Below are 15,214 nucleotides of genomic sequence, written 5' to 3' on the forward strand. Positions count from 1 at the left end.
CTTCTCCCTACTTGCCCGGCGTCGCGGGCGGCTTGATGAACAGGGCCATGGACTCCAGATGGCCAGTCTGTGGAAACATATCCAGCATCCGCACTTCTGCAAGCCGGTAGCCTGCCCCGAGCAGGACATTGCTGTCCCGCGCCAGTGTGGTGGGGTTACAGGACACATAGACAATCCGTGATGGAGAAAGTTTGGCGATGTGCGGCATGATCCCTGCCGCGCCAGCCCGCGCCGGGTCGAGCAATACCTTGTCGAACCCCTGTTGTGCCCACTGCTGCCAGGTACTTTCATCCTCCAGGTTGGCATGAAAGAACTGGGTATTATTCAGCGAATTTATCTGTGCGTTATATTGCCCATTCGCCACCAGCGTGGCAACACCTTCCACGCCCACCACCTCCCGCGCGCGGCGGGCGATCGGCAGGGTAAAGTTGCCCATGCCGCAGAACAGATCGAGCACGCGATCGTCGGGCGTCAGCGCCAGCCAGGCCAGCGCCTGCTGCACCATCTGCTGGTTGACGGCATCATTCACCTGAATGAAATCCTGCGGGCTGAAACGCAATGATAAGCCATCCACCTGATAGTGCGGATCGTCACCGCACATTTTTGTCAGTTGCCCCTCCCCGCCGTCGAGGAAAAGCGTCAGCGCGTGGTGCGCGGCAAAGGCCGCCAGCCGCGCGCGGTCGCCCTCTTTCAGCGGGTCGAGGTGGCGCAGCACCACCAGCGGCCCGGCCTCCGCCAGCACCAGCTCCACGTGGCCGAGCCGACGCACCGCCGCCAGCCCGCTCAGGCAGGCGTGCAGCGGCACCAGCAGCGCCTCCAGCGCAGGCACCAGCACCGGGCAGCGGCTGACCGCCACCAGCTCGCTGGAGCCTTGCTGGCGGAAGCCCATCACCAGCCGGTTCGCCTTCGGCTGCCACACCAGCCCGAGGCGCGCCCGGCGGCGGTAGCCATACTCCGGCCCGGCAATCACCGGTTGCGCCTCTGGCGTGATGCCGGTTTCACGCGCGATCATCCGCAGCAGGGCGGCCGATTTGCTGCGCTGCTGCAACGGCGTGGCGGCGTGTTGGATCTGGCAACCGCCGCAGACGCCATAGTGCGGGCATGGCGGGGCCACGCGCTCCTCACTGCGCGTCAGCAGACGCTTGAGCTTGCCCTTGGCGAACTGGCGCTTCTCTTCGGTGAGCGTCACCTCCGCCTGTTCGCCGGGCAGCACACCGGGCACAAACAGCGCTTTGCCTTGGTGGCGCGCCACGCCCTGACCGAAGGTATCGAGATCGGTGGCGGTAACCGTCACCGTTTGCCGGGTCGTCACACGGCGGTTTGGAGAGTAGAATTGGGCCATATTGATTGCACGCGTGTTAATGAAGCTAATTAGCTGCCAATTCTCCCATATTGGAATCCCATGACCAAATATAGCCTTCGCGCACGGATGATGATTTTGATCCTGGCACCGACCCTGTTGATCGGCCTGCTGCTCAGCACCTTCTTTGTGGTCCACCGGTACAATGAGTTGCAGGATCAGCTGGTGGATGCCGGTGCTGGCATCATTGAGCCGCTGGCGGTCGCCAGCGAGTATGGCATGACCTTCAATAACCGCGAGTCGGTGCGCCAGTTGGTAAGCCTGCTGCACCGCCGCCACTCTGACATCGTGCGCTCGATTACGGTGTTTGACCGCGACAACCGGCTGTTCGTCACCTCCAACTACCACCGCAACTACACCCAGCTGCAAATCAGCCAGGGCACGCCGATGCCCACGGAACTGATGGTGAGCCGCATCGGCGACGAACTGATCCTGCGCACGCCCATTACCCCGGAGGAGAGCGCGCCGGACGAGAGCGACAACGCGCCCGCGCTGAAAACCGACAACCTCGGCTACATCGCCATTGAGCTGGATCTCAACTCGGTGCGCCTCCAGCAGTATAAGGAGGTGTTTGTCGCCACCCTGCTGCTGGTGCTCAGCCTCTGCATCGCCATCCTGTTCGCCTACCGGCTGATGCGCGATGTCACCGGCCCAATCCGCAACATGGTCAACACCGTTGACCGCATCCGCCGCGGCCAGCTCGACAGCCGGGTGGAGGGCTACATGCTGGGTGAGCTGGACATGCTGAAAAACGGCATCAACTCGATGGCGATGTCCCTGACCGCCTACCATGAGGAGATGCAGCAGAATATCGATCAGGCCACCTCTGACCTGCGCGAGACGCTGGAGCAGATGGAGATCCAGAACGTCGAACTGGATCTGGCGAAGAAGCGTGCCCAAGAGGCAGCGCGCATCAAGTCTGAATTTTTGGCCAACATGTCCCATGAGCTGCGCACCCCACTCAACGGCGTGATTGGCTTCACCCGCCAGACGCTGAAGACCCCGCTGACGCCGACCCAGAGCGACTACCTGCAAACCATTGAGCGCTCCGCCAACAACCTGCTGACCATCATCAATGACGTGCTCGACTTCTCGAAGCTGGAGGCCGGCAAGCTGGTGCTGGAGCACATCCCGTTCGCGCTGCGCGAGACGCTGGATGAGGTGGTGGTGCTGTTGGCGCACTCCGCCCATGAGAAGGGGCTGGAGCTGACGCTGAACGTGCAGAACAACGTGCCGGAGCAGGTGATCGGCGACCCGCTGCGCCTGCAACAGGTGGTGACCAACCTGCTCGGTAACGCTATCAAGTTCACCGAAACCGGCAATATCGACATCAACGTCGAGCTGCGCTCCCATGACCACATGAAGGCGGAGCTGGAAGTGCAGATCCACGACACCGGCATTGGCATCTCCGAGCGCCAGCAGTCGCAGCTGTTCCAGGCCTTCCGCCAGGCGGATGCCAGCATCTCGCGCCGCCACGGCGGCACCGGGCTGGGGCTGGTGATCACCCAAAAGCTGGTCAAGGAGATGGGGGGCGACATCAGCTTCTACAGCCAGCTTAACCGCGGCTCCACTTTCTGGTTCCACATCAACATTGAGCTGAACGACAACTTCCTGCCTAGCCCGCAGCCGATGGCACCCTTGCAGGGCAAGCGGCTGGCCTACGTCGAGGCCAACGACGCCGCCGCCAAGGCGACGCTGGAGATCCTCGCCACTACGCCGCTGGAGATCACCTACGCCTCGCTGCTCAGCCAGTTGCCGGAGGAGCACTTTGACATCCTGCTGATTGGCGTGCCGCTGAAGAAGCGCCACATGCTGCGTGAGTACAAGCAGCGGATGCCGAGCATCGTGGCGCTGGCCGACCGGGTGATCATGGCGCTCCCCTCGCAGTTGCAGATTGACGCCGAAGCGCTCAAGCAGCTGGGCGTGCAGGGTTGCCTGATCAAGCCCATCTCCAGCGTGCGCCTGCTGCCGCTGCTGCTGGATGACCGTCAGGCCGGGCTGCTCGGCAACAAGCCGCCGCGCCTGCCGCTGACGGTGATGGCGGTGGATGACAACCCGGCCAACCTGAAGCTGATCGGCACCCTGCTGGAGGAGCTGGTGGAGGAGGTGCTGCTGTGTGACAGCGGGGTGGATGCGCTGGCGCTGGCGCGCGAACAGGCACTGGATGTGATTTTGATGGATATCCAGATGCCGGAGATTGACGGCATTCGCGCCGCCGAACTGATCCACCAGCTGCCGCAGCACAGCCAGACGCCGATCATCGCCGTCACCGCCCACTCGCTGGCTGGCGAGCATGAGCACCTGCTGGCGGCCGGCATGACCGACTATCTGGCGAAACCGATCGATGAGGCGATGCTGAAACGGGTGCTGGCGCGCTACCACGCGCCGGAGGTGGAACCGCTCGAGCCAGCGGCGCTGGTCATCAGCCCCACCGCGGGCGATCCGCTGCCCTCGCTGGATTGGGATCTGGCGCTGCGCCAGTCCGCCAATAAAGAGGATCTAGCGCGCGATCTGTTGCAGATGCTGATCGACTTCCTGCCGCAGGTCAGCGAGCGGGTACAGGCGGTGCTGGACGGCGCCAACGATGACACCATTCAGGCGCTGATCCACAAGCTGCACGGCAGTTGCAGCTACAGCGGCGTACCGCGCCTCAAGCATCTCTGTTTCTATCTGGAGCAGCAGTTGCGCCAGCACGCCAGCCCGCTGTCACTGGAGCCGGAGTGGCTAGAGTTGCTGGATGAGATTGAGAACGTCACCAACGCGGCGAAGATCCAGCTGCGCGGCGGCTAAGCCGATCACTCGGGCTGGGGAGCCTCCAGTTGCAGCGCCACATAGAGCAGCAGCCGGTGGTCAAAGCGGGTGAGGTCGAGGCCGGTCACGTCGGCGATGCGGTTGAGGCGGTACTCGAGCGTGTTGCGATGGATAAACAGCGCGCGCGCTGCCGCGCCGGGCTGCACGTCGTGGGCGAACCAGGCGCGCAACGTGCGCCGCAGTAGGCCGTTGCTGTCCGTCTCCCGCAGACGCGCCAAGGGTTGCGCCAACTCCTCGGCCTGCCAGCCATCGCGTAGGCTGTCGAGCAGTACCGGCAGCCGCAGATCCGGGTAGAAGTAGCCGCGCTGCGCCGGCAGCTGCTGCTTGCCCACCGCCAGCGTCGCACGGGCCGTGCGGTAGGATCGGGCAATGCCGCCGGGGCCGCTGAAGCCGTTGCCGAGCGCCAGCCGCACCTCCAGCCCCTGTGCCGCCGCGCGCGCCAATAATGCCTCCATCCGCGCCCGCAGCGCATCGCCACGCGCCTCCCCTCCGGCGCCGGCACCAGCCACACCAGCTCATGCAGTGACACCAGCGCCAGCAGCGGCTCCCGCCCCGGCGCGGCGAGCAGTGCCTGCATCTCATGCAGCGCGCTGCCAGCGTCTGGCCCCTGCCCCTCCACCTCAATCAGCGCCACCGCCCACGGCTGGTCAAGGTTGACCCCCAGCCGCTGCGCCCACTCCGCCAAAGAGGGCGTGCCGCCCTCCGCCCGGATCAAGTTGAGCACCAACTCCTCCCGCAGCCGGCTGTCGCGCGCCAGCAGTTGCTGCAAACGCGCCTGCTCAAGCATCATCTCAGCGGTCATGCTGACCAGCTGGCCGTAGCGACGCAGCGTCTCTGGCTCGCCGCTCAGCCCCACCGCGCCGACAATCTCGCCGTCGATGCGCAGCGGCAAATTCACCCCCGGCCGCACGCCGTGCAGCCCGCGCGCCACGGCGGAATCGATCTCCACCCGCCGCCCCTGCGCGATCGCCAGCAGTGCCCCCTCATGCAGCTCACCCAGCCGCTGCGGATCGCCACTGCCGATGATGCGCCCGCGCCCATCCATCACGTTGACATTGCTGTCGATGATCTGCATGGTGCGGGAGACGATCTCCTGCGCCATGCCCGCTTCCAGTTGATATGCCGCCATCTGCTCCCTCCACTGCTCTGACCTGTCTGGCAGCATACGCCGCCGCACGCCACGCCGCCTTGTATAAACGCACAAAATGCACACAGTGGATAAATAAGCGATGACAACGGAATGAAAGACGATTTTAGGTGCGGCAGAAATAATGACCACCACAGACGTAAAAAAGGCACGGTCTCCCGTGCCTTTTAAATCGTGTGGACCGTCAGGATCTTACTGCATCAGCAGATAGAGCTGGCTGTCACCGCGTTGGATCGAGAGCGCCAGAACGGACGGTTTGCTATCGAGGATCTTACGCAGCTCGCCAAGGTTGGCCACCGGCTGCTGGTTGACGCCGAGAATCACGTCGCCCTTCTTCAGGCCGATGCGTGCTGCGGCAGAACCCGGCTTCACGTTGTCCACTTTCACGCCCTTCTGGTCGTTGACCTCGGTGTTGCTCAGCTCCGCGCCCTCAATGCCGGTAAAGATGGTGGCGGAATCGACCTGCGCCTGCTGGCTCTGCTCCAGCGTCACTTCTACCGTTATTGGCTTGCCGTCACGTTGCAGGCCCAGCGCCAGCTTGGTGCCGATTGGCAGCGTACCCACCTCCGCGCGGAAGGCGGCAAAGCTGGAGATAGCCTTGCCATTCATGGTGAGGATCACGTCCCCGGCCTTGATACCGGCCTTCGCCGCCGCCGATTTCGGCATGACCTGGCTGACGAACGCGCCGCGCTGGGCGTCAACTTTCATCGCCTTCGCCAGTTCGGAGTTCAGTTCGGTGCCCATGATGCCCAGTTCGCCACGTTTCACCTGGCCGAACTCAATCATCTGGCTGGTGAGGTTCTTCACCATGTTGCTGGGGATGGCAAACCCGATACCGATGTTGCCGCCGTCCGGCGCGAGGATCGCGGTGTTGATGCCGATCAGCTCACCGTTCAGGTTGACCAGCGCGCCGCCGGAGTTGCCACGGTTGATGGCGGCATCCGTCTGGATGAAGTTCTCGTAGTTCTCAATGTTCAGCCCGCTGCGGCCCAGCGCCGAGATGATGCCGGAGGTGGCGGTCTCACCCAGCCCGTACGGGTTGCCGATGGCGACGGTGTAGTCACCGACGCGCAGCGCCTCGGAGTCGGCTATCTTCACGGCCGTCAGGTTTTTAGCCTCTTTCAGCTGGATCAGCGCGATGTCGGAGCGCGGGTCTTTGCCGATCACCTTGGCATCAAATTTGCGGCCATCGTTGAGCTGCACCACGATCTTGGTGGCGTTGTCCACCACGTGGTTGTTGGTGACCACATAGCCCTTGTCGGCGTCAATGATTACCCCGGAGCCAAGCGCCTGGAACGGCTGCTGGGACTGGCGGCCGCCACGCGGGTTGCCGCCACGCGGGTTGTCACCGCCGCCCTGACAGAGCGGGGATTGCTGGAACGGCGAGCCATCCTGGCAGAGCGGCGAGTCGTCACCGAAGAACTGCTGGAACTGCTGGCCCATGCGCGGCGTGTTGACCGTGGTGCTGCCCTCGACGTTGATGCTCACAACGGACGGCATCACTTTCTCCAGCATCGGCGCCAGACTCGGCAGTTGGGTCATGTTCGAGGAGGCGGTTTCCGCAGCCGGTGTCGAGGAGGCGGTTTCCGTAGCCAGTGCCGAGGAGGCGGTTTCCGCAGCCAGTGCGGAGGAGGCGGGGCCAAAAGCCATTCCAATGCTAAGCGCCAAGGCGCTGAGGAACAAAGAGGAGTTTTTCATGCGTCTGTATCTCTTTAATTTATTAATACGATAAAAACAATACTGACTGTGCAGCCATGCTGAATAAGATGTAATTAACTACCTTAAGTTCACTGGCGTCGATTCAGCAATGGTAAAAAAGTGTTCAACGCCTTTACAAAAGAACAGATTTTAATCACTCCGCCGCCGCCAGCCGTCGGTACTCATCATAGGCATGGAGATCGGTCATGCCGCTGATGTAATCCTGGATCAAACGCGCGCGGTAGTAGTACTCCCACACCGGCTGCTCCACCTCCGGCAGCGTGACCAGCTGATTCACCGCCTGATTGTAGGCCAGCCGGTATTTGGCGGTAAGCTTGTGCAGCAGGCGCGTCTCAATCGGGTAGCGGCGATGGGTATCCTGCTCGTTGAGCTGGCGGAAATCCTCCCACGGCATCTCCAGCAGCGGGCTGTAGATATCCAGCAGGCCGCTGATCACCCGGTAGCCCTGCAACTCCAGCTCCTCCACCTCATGGTGGTTGAACACCTGGCGGAAGGCAACGGTCTTGAACACCTCCAGCAGCCGGTTAGCCTGGCTCTCATCCTCCAGCAGCGCCTGATTCAACGTCCCCTCATACACCTGCGGCAGGTTGTCGATGAAGCGTTGCGCGGCATGGGGCACCAGCCGTTTGACGGTCTGCACCCGCAACTCCATAAAGAAGTAGTCAATGGGGTGGCGATAGTCGCGCGCGGCCGCCATCTTTTTATAGGCGGTGCCCACCACCAGATCAAACAGGTCGCCAGCCTGCGCACTGCCCCACTCCTGTTGCAGGTGGTGGTAGAGCTGGTCAACGGTGAAGATCTTCTTCTCCACCGCATCCTCCAGATCGGCAATGCAGTAGGAGATGTCATCCGCCGCTTCCATGATGTAGGTGAGCGGGAAACGCTGGAACTCGCCCAGATCCAGCGCCGTGCGCAGCTGGCGGATCTGCGGCTCCTCCGCCAGATAGTAGCCCGGCTTCTTCATCAGGTAGCTGTATGGCTCCGGCACCGGCCCGGCCCAGTAGGCGGGGCGGGTATACTTCAGGATGCAGGCCACCTGGGTGTGCGTGAGGTTGAGGCGCAGCAGGCTGAACACCAGCCGGATGGCCTGCGCGTTGCCCTCAAAGTGGCTGAGATCGTGGCGAATGCGGCCACGCAGCGCATTGAGCGTCTCCTCCCCAGCGCGCAGCCGCAGGAACGGCACCGGGCAGGCATCCTCCGCGCCGGGCGCGCAGTCGGCCACCCGCATCCGTCGGCCGAACCAGTCATTGAGGGCGGACTCGCCGAAGTGGCCGAACGGCGGGTTACCGATGTCATGCATCAGGCAGGCCATCTCCACCACGCTCTCAAACGGGGCTACCAGCCGCTCCAGCCCCAGCGCCGCCAACCGGTCAGCCTTACCAAGGCGGTGCAGGATCTCTTTCGCGATGTGCCGCCCCACCTGCTGCACCTCCAGCGAGTGGGTCAGCCGGCTGCGCACCGCGGCGTTGCGCTCCAGCGGGAAGACCTGCGTCTTCTGCTGCAACCGGCGGATGGCCGCCGAGTTGATGATGCGCCCGCGATCGCTCTCGAACTGGCGCACAATGTCATAGGCGTCCAGCTCCTCCAGCACCTGCCGCTGCGGTCTGAAGGGACGCTCCACGCTGAATTTTTTACGAAAATCAATTGCCGCCATGCTGTTCCCCCGCCGCAGGACGCGGCCCATTACGCATTATCTCTGGCTTTTAGCCATGATAGACTACTCGGCCACAGGAAAATGCGAAATCGTCCTCTACCTTTATCAGCGAGTATCTCTATGAAAGTTGGCATCATCGGCGCAATGGAGCAGGAAGTTACCCTGCTGCGCGACAAGATCGAAAACCGTCAGACCCTGCAACGCGCCGGCTGCGAAATCTACACCGGCACGCTGCATGGCGTGGAGGTGGCCCTGCTCAAATCGGGCATTGGCAAGGTCTCCGCCGCGATGGGCACCACCCTGCTGCTGGAGCACTGCCGCCCGGACGTGGTGATCAACACCGGTTCCGCCGGTGGCCTGGCCGCCACCCTGAAAGTGGGCGACATCGTGGTCTCTGACGAAGTGCGCTACCACGATGCCGACGTCACCGCCTTCGGCTACGCGCCGGGCCAGATGGCTGGCTGCCCGGCGGCCTTCACCGCCGATGGCGAGCTGATTGCGCTGGCCGAACGCTGCATCAGCGATCTGGGCCTGAATGCTGTGCGCGGGCTGGTGTGCAGCGGCGACGCCTTCATCAATGGCGCCGAGCCGCTGGCCCGCATTCGCGCGACCTTCCCGCAGGTGGCGGCCGTGGAGATGGAAGCGGCAGCCATCGGCCACGTCTGCCACCTGTTCGGCACCCCGTTCGTGGTGGTGCGCGCCATCTCCGACGTGGCGGATCAGGCTTCCCACCTGAGCTTTGAGGAGTTTCTGGTGGTGGCGGCTGAGCAATCCACGCGCATGGTAGATGCCATGCTTCAGGCGCTGGCGTCGCGCGGCTGATGCGGCTGTTCGCTTCCCTCAAGGCACTGCTGTTGGCAGTGCCTTTTTTTATCGCAACAGCGCAGGCGGCTCCGGCGCAGCGGGTGGTGGCGCTGGCCCCCAACCTCACCGAGCTGGCCTACGCCGCCGGGCTGGAGCCGAAATTGGTGGCCGCCAGTGAGTACGCCGACTACCCGCCCGCGGCCAAGGCGCTGGAGCGGGTCGCCAACTGGCAGGGGATCAACCTGGAGCGCATCGTCGCGCTGAAGCCCGATCTGGTGCTGGCGTGGCGCGGCGGCAACCCGCAGCGCGCCCTCGACCAGCTGACGTCGCTGGGGATCCCGGTGATCACCCTCGATCCGCAGAGCATTGAGCAGGTGGCAGAGACGCTGGAACGGCTCGCCGACTACAGCGACCAGCCGGCTCTGGGCAAACAGGCCGCCGCGCAGTTGCGCCAGCAGCGGGAGGCGTTGCGCCAGCACTACGCACGCGCCACCCCGCTGCCGGTGCTGTTGCAGTTCGGCACCCGGCCGCTGTTCACCGCCTCCGCCGACACTCTCCAGAGCGAGATCGTGACGCTGTGCGGCGCGCGCAATGTGTTTGCCGACAGCCGGATGCCGTGGCCGCAGGTGAGCCGCGAACAGGTGCTGATGCGCCACCCGGCGGCGATCGTCACCCCCGGTGAGGCGGCGCAGCAGCAGGCGGTCAGCGCCTTCTGGCGGCCGCAGTTGACGGTGCCGGTGATCGCCGTTAATTCTGACTGGTTCAGCCGCGCTGGCCCGCGTATTATGCTGGCCGCACAGCAGCTCTGCCCACAGCTGGCGGCGCTGCCGGATCCCACTTCTGCGCGGAACGATCGTTGATATGTTGCTCTCAATTCTGGATATCTTAGGCACCGCGGTATTCGCCATCTCGGGCGTATTGCTGGCGGGCAAACTGCGGATGGACCCCTTCGGGGTACTGGTGCTGGGCGTGGTGACGGCGGTCGGTGGCGGCACCATCCGTGACATGGCGCTGGCGCATGGCCCGGTGTTCTGGGTGCGCGATCCCACCGATCTGGTGGTGGCGATGCTCACCTGCCTGCTCACCATCCTGCTGGTGCGCCAGCCGCGCCGCCTGCCGAAGTGGGTGCTGCCGGTGCTGGATGCGGTCGGCCTGGCGGTGTTTGTCGGCATCGGCGTCAACAAGGCGTTCGCCGCGGGCACTGGCCCGCTGGTGGCGGTCTGCATGGGAGTGATTACCGGCGTCGGCGGCGGTATCATCCGCGACATTCTGGCGCGTGAGATCCCGATGATCCTGCGTACCGAGATCTATGCCACCGCCTGCATCGTCGGCGGCATTGCCCACACCCTCGCCTACTCGGTCTTTGCCCTGCCGCTGCCGCAGGCGACGCTGCTGGGCATGGCGATTACGCTGGTGATTCGTCTGGCTGCCATCCGCTGGCACCTGAAGTTGCCGACCTTTGAGCTGGAAAGCCACGGATAAGCAACTGGCAAATTAATCTTCAACCGGGATGAAATATCAATTAATTATTTATTGATTAAAACATATTCACCCCATCGATCGGTTCTGTTATATTCACCGCGTCTGAGCAGCCCGGCCTTTGGCCGGTTGCTCATGCGCCCTGCCGCCGCCACACACTCCCTTTTCGGTCTGTTTTGCGGCGCGGGCTCCACGTACCGGTAAACCGGTTAACCCTGGGGAGATCCAGATTGGCTAAAGCCAGCGCCCTCCCCTGCCGATACCCTTATCAGGCCGGGGTCACCGGCCGGTACGTTGGAGTACTTCAACACCAGGAATACCACCGATGCGATACCTCCTGTGCAGCGCGCTACTGGCGCTGGGGATTTTGCCGGCAATGGCCATCGGAAGTCAGGGCGAGGGTGCCCAGGGCGTGATCAATGTCCGTCTGGTGATTGTGCCTCAATGCGCGGTTACCCTGACCGGCAGCACCCCTACGGCCGAGTGCGGCAGCGATGCCCGCTATCAGCCGGTTATCCGTACCCAAACCTTGAAACAAGAGACCCATCTGGCGGGCAATGTGGAGCGCACCACCCGGCTTATCACGGTTGAATGGTGAGTCAGGACGCTTCGCAGCTATACACAGCAACCTTGTTTTACCCATAAGAAAAACAGTAATAAAAAAACCCGTCTGCCACTGGCACACGGGTTTTTTTCTGCCTGACGAACGCCTCAGATGCTGAATGAGGAGCCGCAGCCGCAGGTGGTTTTGGCATTCGGGTTGGTGACGATAAAGCGCGATCCTTCCAGCCCTTCGGTGTAGTCCACCGAACCGCCCACCAGATATTGCAGGCTCATCGGATCGACCACCAGCGCCACACCGGCTTTCTCAATGGTCATGTCGCCGTCATTGATCTGATCGTCGAAAGTGAAGCCATACTGGAAACCACTGCAACCACCCCCGGTGATATAGACCCGCAGTTTCAGGTTCGGGTTCTCTTCGTCAGCAATCAGGTTCTTCACCTTATGTGCCGCCGCCTCAGTAAATTGCAGGGGCAGTGCTACGTCATCACTCATCTTTATACTCCCAACCAGTTTCACTTCAGGCCGCACCAATGGCGCCCGAACATCGATCAATTATCTTATACCCGGCTGATACGTTCAAGTATTGACCGTCCCGGGGGCATTTTCTGCGGCGGCGCGCGCCGCCTGCTCACGCTCCTGCCGTTGTAAGGTGCGGGCCAGCAGCGTGGAATACAAGGGCTGGCCGCCAAGAAACTGCGCCAGCAGCGTCGCGCCGAGGCAGGTGATGATCATTGGCAGGATCAATTGGTAGTTGTCGGTCATCTCCAGCACCAGCACGATGCCGGTCAACGGCGCGCGCACCGTGGCGGCAAACAGCGCCCCCATGCCCGCGATGGCGAAGGCGCCCGGCTGCAACCCGTAGTGCGGGAACAGCGCCGCGGCCGCCATGCCGAAAGCGGTGCCAGCCAGTGTGCCGAGCGCCAGCATCGGCGCGAAGATGCCGCCGGGCGCGCCGGAGCAGAAGCAGAGCAGCGTGGTCACGATGCGGCTCAGGAAGATAAACAGCAGCATCCCCAGCGTGTAGTGGCCCAACGCCGCCGCCGGGATCAGGCCAAAGCCACCACCCGCTGCCGCAGGCTGGATCAGGCCGAGCAGGCCGCACACGCCGCCCAGCAGCCCGCCAATCAGCAGGATGCGCCGCAGGTTGCCGCCGTGCAGGCGCTGGAACAGATCCTGGATGCGGAAGATCAGCGCATTGAAGGCCACGCCCACCACCCCGAACAGCATCCCCAGCAGCAGGTAGAGCCAGAGCGTATCGCTGGCGGCCGCCTGGAGCCGGCCAATCTGGATCACCGAGGCCGCGCCGTTAAAGTACTGGTAGACCACGCTGGAGGTGATGACGCCAATAAACACCGCCTTGATGGAGATCAGGCTGTAGCGGAACTGGAGCCGCATCTCCTCGATGATGAACAGGATGCCCGCCAGCGGCGCGTTGAAGGCCGCCGACAACCCGGCCGCCGCGCCGGTCGCCAGTAGCGAGTGGCGCGACTCGGCGCTCTTCAGCCGGAACAGGTCAACCAGCATCTTGCCGACGTTGCCGCCGATCTGCACCGTCGGCCCCTCGCGCCCCAGCACCATGCCCGCGCCGAGGCTGCCCATGCCGCCGATGAACTTCACCGGGATCACGCGCCACCAGCGCACCGGGCGCAGCTCCTCCAGCGCCCCCTCAATCTCCGGGATGCCCGATCCCGCCGCCTCCGGCGCCAGCGTGCGCACCAGCAGGTAGCCGACCATCGCCAGCAGCGCCGACAGCACAAATGCCAGCGGCCACAGCAGCCAGGCGTGCGCGCTCGCCTCCTGGAGCGCCGCCAGCCGTTGCTGCGTCACCCAGCCGACCGCCCGCTCGAAGCCCACGCCCAGCAGGCCGGTCACCAACCCGACCAGCGCCGCCACCCCCAAAATCGCCACTGGCGTCTTGTCACGCCGCAGAAATTGCCGTAACACCTCACTGCGCCGCAGACGGGGCGCGGCGGAAAGCTGCCTCTCTTGTTGCGTTATCATCACGGTCTCGTTTATCAGGATCGGAAATCACCAAAAAGCCCGGCGGATCATACTACTCGATGGCAGGCGGGGCGTCCCGCCTGAATCGCCACCATTCGTTTTCTGCAACACATTGGCACGATTTCCCCGCCCCGCCGGGCGCGTAGCAGGCCAGCAACGATTTCATAACGCGCCCTGTTTCACTAGAATAGGGGGGTTTACCTCTGCATCCCCTGGGATGCGAACCATTCAGGAGCCTTAACCATGAGCCAACACAGCAAGTCCGAAAGTCTGTTCGCCAAGGCGCAGCAACTTATTCCCGGCGGTGTCAATTCGCCGGTACGTGCCTTTACCGGCGTCGGCGGCGTGCCGCTGTTCATTGAACATGCCGACGGGGCTTACCTGTATGACGCCGACGGCAAGGCCTATATCGACTATGTGGGCTCCTGGGGGCCAATGGTGCTGGGCCACAACAACGCTGGCATCCGCGAGGCGGTGATTGAGGCGGCGGCACGCGGGCTGAGCTTCGGCGCGCCGACCGAGATGGAAGTGACCATGGCGGAGCTGGTGACCGAACTGGTGCCGACGATGGACATGGTGCGGATGGTCAACTCCGGCACCGAGGCCACCATGAGCGCCATCCGTCTGGCGCGCGGCTACACCCACCGCGACAAGATCATCAAGTTTGAGGGCTGCTACCACGGCCACGCCGACCACCTGCTGGTGAAGGCCGGTTCCGGTGCGCTGACCCTCGGCCAGCCGAACTCGCCGGGCGTGCCAGCGGACGTCGCCAAACACACCCTGACCTGCACCTACAACGATCTGGATTCGGTGCGCGCTGCCTTTGAGCAGTTCCCGGAGGAGATCGCCTGCATCATCGTTGAGCCGGTGGCTGGCAACATGAACTGCGTGCCGCCGCTGCCAGAATTCCTGCCGGGCCTGCGCGCGCTGTGTGACGAGTTCGGCGCGCTCTTGATCATTGACGAGGTGATGACCGGCTTCCGCGTGGCGCTGGCCGGCGCGCAGGCCTACTACAATGTGGTGCCTGACCTCACCTGTCTGGGCAAAATCATCGGCGGCGGGATGCCGGTGGGCGCCTTTGGCGGCCGTCGTGAAGTGATGGAAGCGCTGGCCCCGACCGGCCCGGTCTATCAGGCTGGCACCCTCTCTGGCAACCCGGTCGCCATGGCCGCTGGCTACGCCTGCCTGACGCAGATCGCCCAGCCGGGCACCCACGCCACCCTGACTGACCTGACCGAGCAGCTCGCCACCGGCCTGCTGAACGCGGCTCAGGAGAGCGGCATCCCGCTGGTGGTGAACCGCGTCGGCGGCATGTTCGGCCTGTTCTTCACCGAGGCAGAGAGCATCACCTGCTATCAGGATGTGATGCAGTGCGACGTGGAGCGCTTCAAGCGCTTCTTCCACCTGATGCTGGACGAGGGCGTCTACCTCGCGCCATCTGCCTTTGAGGCGGGCTTCATGTCGCTGGCGCACAGCCCGGAAGATATCCAGCGTACCGTGGACGCGGCACGCCGCTGCTTCGCCAAGCTGTAAGCGTTAGATAAAATATAATGAGGGGGCTACGGCCCCTTTTATTTTTATTATTGCCAAGGTGCGCGTTAAGAGGTTTTTCATCAGATCACCCGAACTGTTCTTCACCCTTTCAGCTTTAACATTTAACTCAACATCAATACAT

At 63.3% G+C, this 15,214-nt stretch carries 11 protein-coding genes and 1 pseudogene; 6 read left to right on the forward strand and 6 right to left on the reverse strand.

From position 1 onward, the window contains the following. Nucleotides 1-7 precede the first annotated feature (7 nt). Complete coding sequence (rlmD, locus tag ACK3SD_RS14225) at nt 8-1,342, reverse strand: 23S rRNA (uracil(1939)-C(5))-methyltransferase RlmD (protein ID WP_481125899.1); 1,335 nt, start codon at nt 1,340-1,342, stop codon at nt 8-10. A gap of 60 nt (nt 1,343-1,402) precedes the next feature. On the opposite strand from rlmD, the gene barA reads away from it, so the two are divergent. After that, entirely contained in the window at nt 1,403-4,150 is a 2,748-nt protein-coding gene (barA, locus tag ACK3SD_RS14230; protein ID WP_481125900.1) for a two-component sensor histidine kinase BarA, read from the forward strand. A 5-nt stretch (nt 4,151-4,155) separates the two neighbouring features. Here the strand turns inward: barA and ACK3SD_RS14235 are convergent. The 3 genes and pseudogenes from ACK3SD_RS14235 to dgt all read right to left on the reverse strand — a co-directional run bounded on the left by ACK3SD_RS14235 (nt 4,156) and on the right by dgt (nt 8,691). Next, a pseudogene (locus ACK3SD_RS14235) lies at nt 4,156-5,300 on the reverse strand (sugar diacid recognition domain-containing protein). A 210-nt stretch (nt 5,301-5,510) separates the two neighbouring features. After that, nucleotides 5,511-7,016, reverse strand: coding sequence for a serine endoprotease DegP (gene degP / locus ACK3SD_RS14240; RefSeq protein WP_481125901.1), 1,506 nt, complete (start codon nt 7,014-7,016; stop codon nt 5,511-5,513). 154 nt (nt 7,017-7,170) lie between these two features. Then, nucleotides 7,171-8,691 (reverse strand): dGTPase, encoded by a 1,521-nt coding sequence (gene dgt / locus ACK3SD_RS14245; protein WP_481125902.1) that lies wholly within the window; start codon nt 8,689-8,691, stop codon nt 7,171-7,173. A gap of 120 nt (nt 8,692-8,811) precedes the next feature. Between dgt and mtnN the strand changes: the two genes are divergently transcribed. The 4 genes from mtnN to ACK3SD_RS14265 all read left to right on the forward strand — a co-directional run bounded on the left by mtnN (nt 8,812) and on the right by ACK3SD_RS14265 (nt 11,572). Further along, the gene (gene mtnN, locus ACK3SD_RS14250; RefSeq protein ID WP_481125903.1) at nt 8,812-9,513 is read left to right on the forward strand and encodes a 5'-methylthioadenosine/S-adenosylhomocysteine nucleosidase; all 702 of its coding nucleotides are present in this window, start codon (nt 8,812-8,814) and stop codon (nt 9,511-9,513) included. Continuing rightward, on the forward strand, nt 9,513-10,355 hold the full coding sequence (gene btuF, locus ACK3SD_RS14255; RefSeq protein WP_481125904.1) for a vitamin B12 ABC transporter substrate-binding protein BtuF: 843 nt from the start codon (nt 9,513-9,515) through the stop codon (nt 10,353-10,355). Before mtnN ends, btuF begins: the two co-directional genes overlap by 1 nt. 1 nt (nt 10,356) lies before the next feature. Further along, nucleotides 10,357-10,977: a TRIC cation channel family protein gene (locus ACK3SD_RS14260; RefSeq protein ID WP_481125905.1), complete on the forward strand. Its 621-nt coding sequence runs from the start codon at nt 10,357-10,359 to the stop codon at nt 10,975-10,977. 322 nt (nt 10,978-11,299) lie between these two features. Continuing rightward, nucleotides 11,300-11,572, forward strand: a complete 273-nt coding sequence (locus tag ACK3SD_RS14265) for a hypothetical protein (protein WP_481125906.1) — start codon at nt 11,300-11,302, stop codon at nt 11,570-11,572. Nucleotides 11,573-11,685: 113 nt separating this feature from the next. Here the strand turns inward: ACK3SD_RS14265 and erpA are convergent, their stop codons facing one another. Together erpA and clcA are read right to left on the reverse strand one after the other, a co-directional pair. Beyond that, nucleotides 11,686-12,030: an iron-sulfur cluster insertion protein ErpA gene (erpA, locus tag ACK3SD_RS14270; RefSeq protein WP_137764216.1), complete on the reverse strand. Its 345-nt coding sequence runs from the start codon at nt 12,028-12,030 to the stop codon at nt 11,686-11,688. 84 nt (nt 12,031-12,114) lie between these two features. Further along, nucleotides 12,115-13,539, reverse strand: a complete 1,425-nt coding sequence (gene clcA / locus ACK3SD_RS14275) for a H(+)/Cl(-) exchange transporter ClcA (RefSeq protein WP_481125907.1) — start codon at nt 13,537-13,539, stop codon at nt 12,115-12,117. Nucleotides 13,540-13,782: 243 nt separating this feature from the next. Here clcA and hemL point away from each other — a divergent pair, with 243 nt between their 5' ends. Continuing rightward, on the forward strand, nt 13,783-15,072 hold the full coding sequence (gene hemL / locus ACK3SD_RS14280) for a glutamate-1-semialdehyde 2,1-aminomutase (protein WP_137764218.1): 1,290 nt from the start codon (nt 13,783-13,785) through the stop codon (nt 15,070-15,072). Nucleotides 15,073-15,214 lie beyond the last annotated feature (142 nt).

Source organism: Chimaeribacter sp. YP20170169 (genome assembly GCF_056739715.1).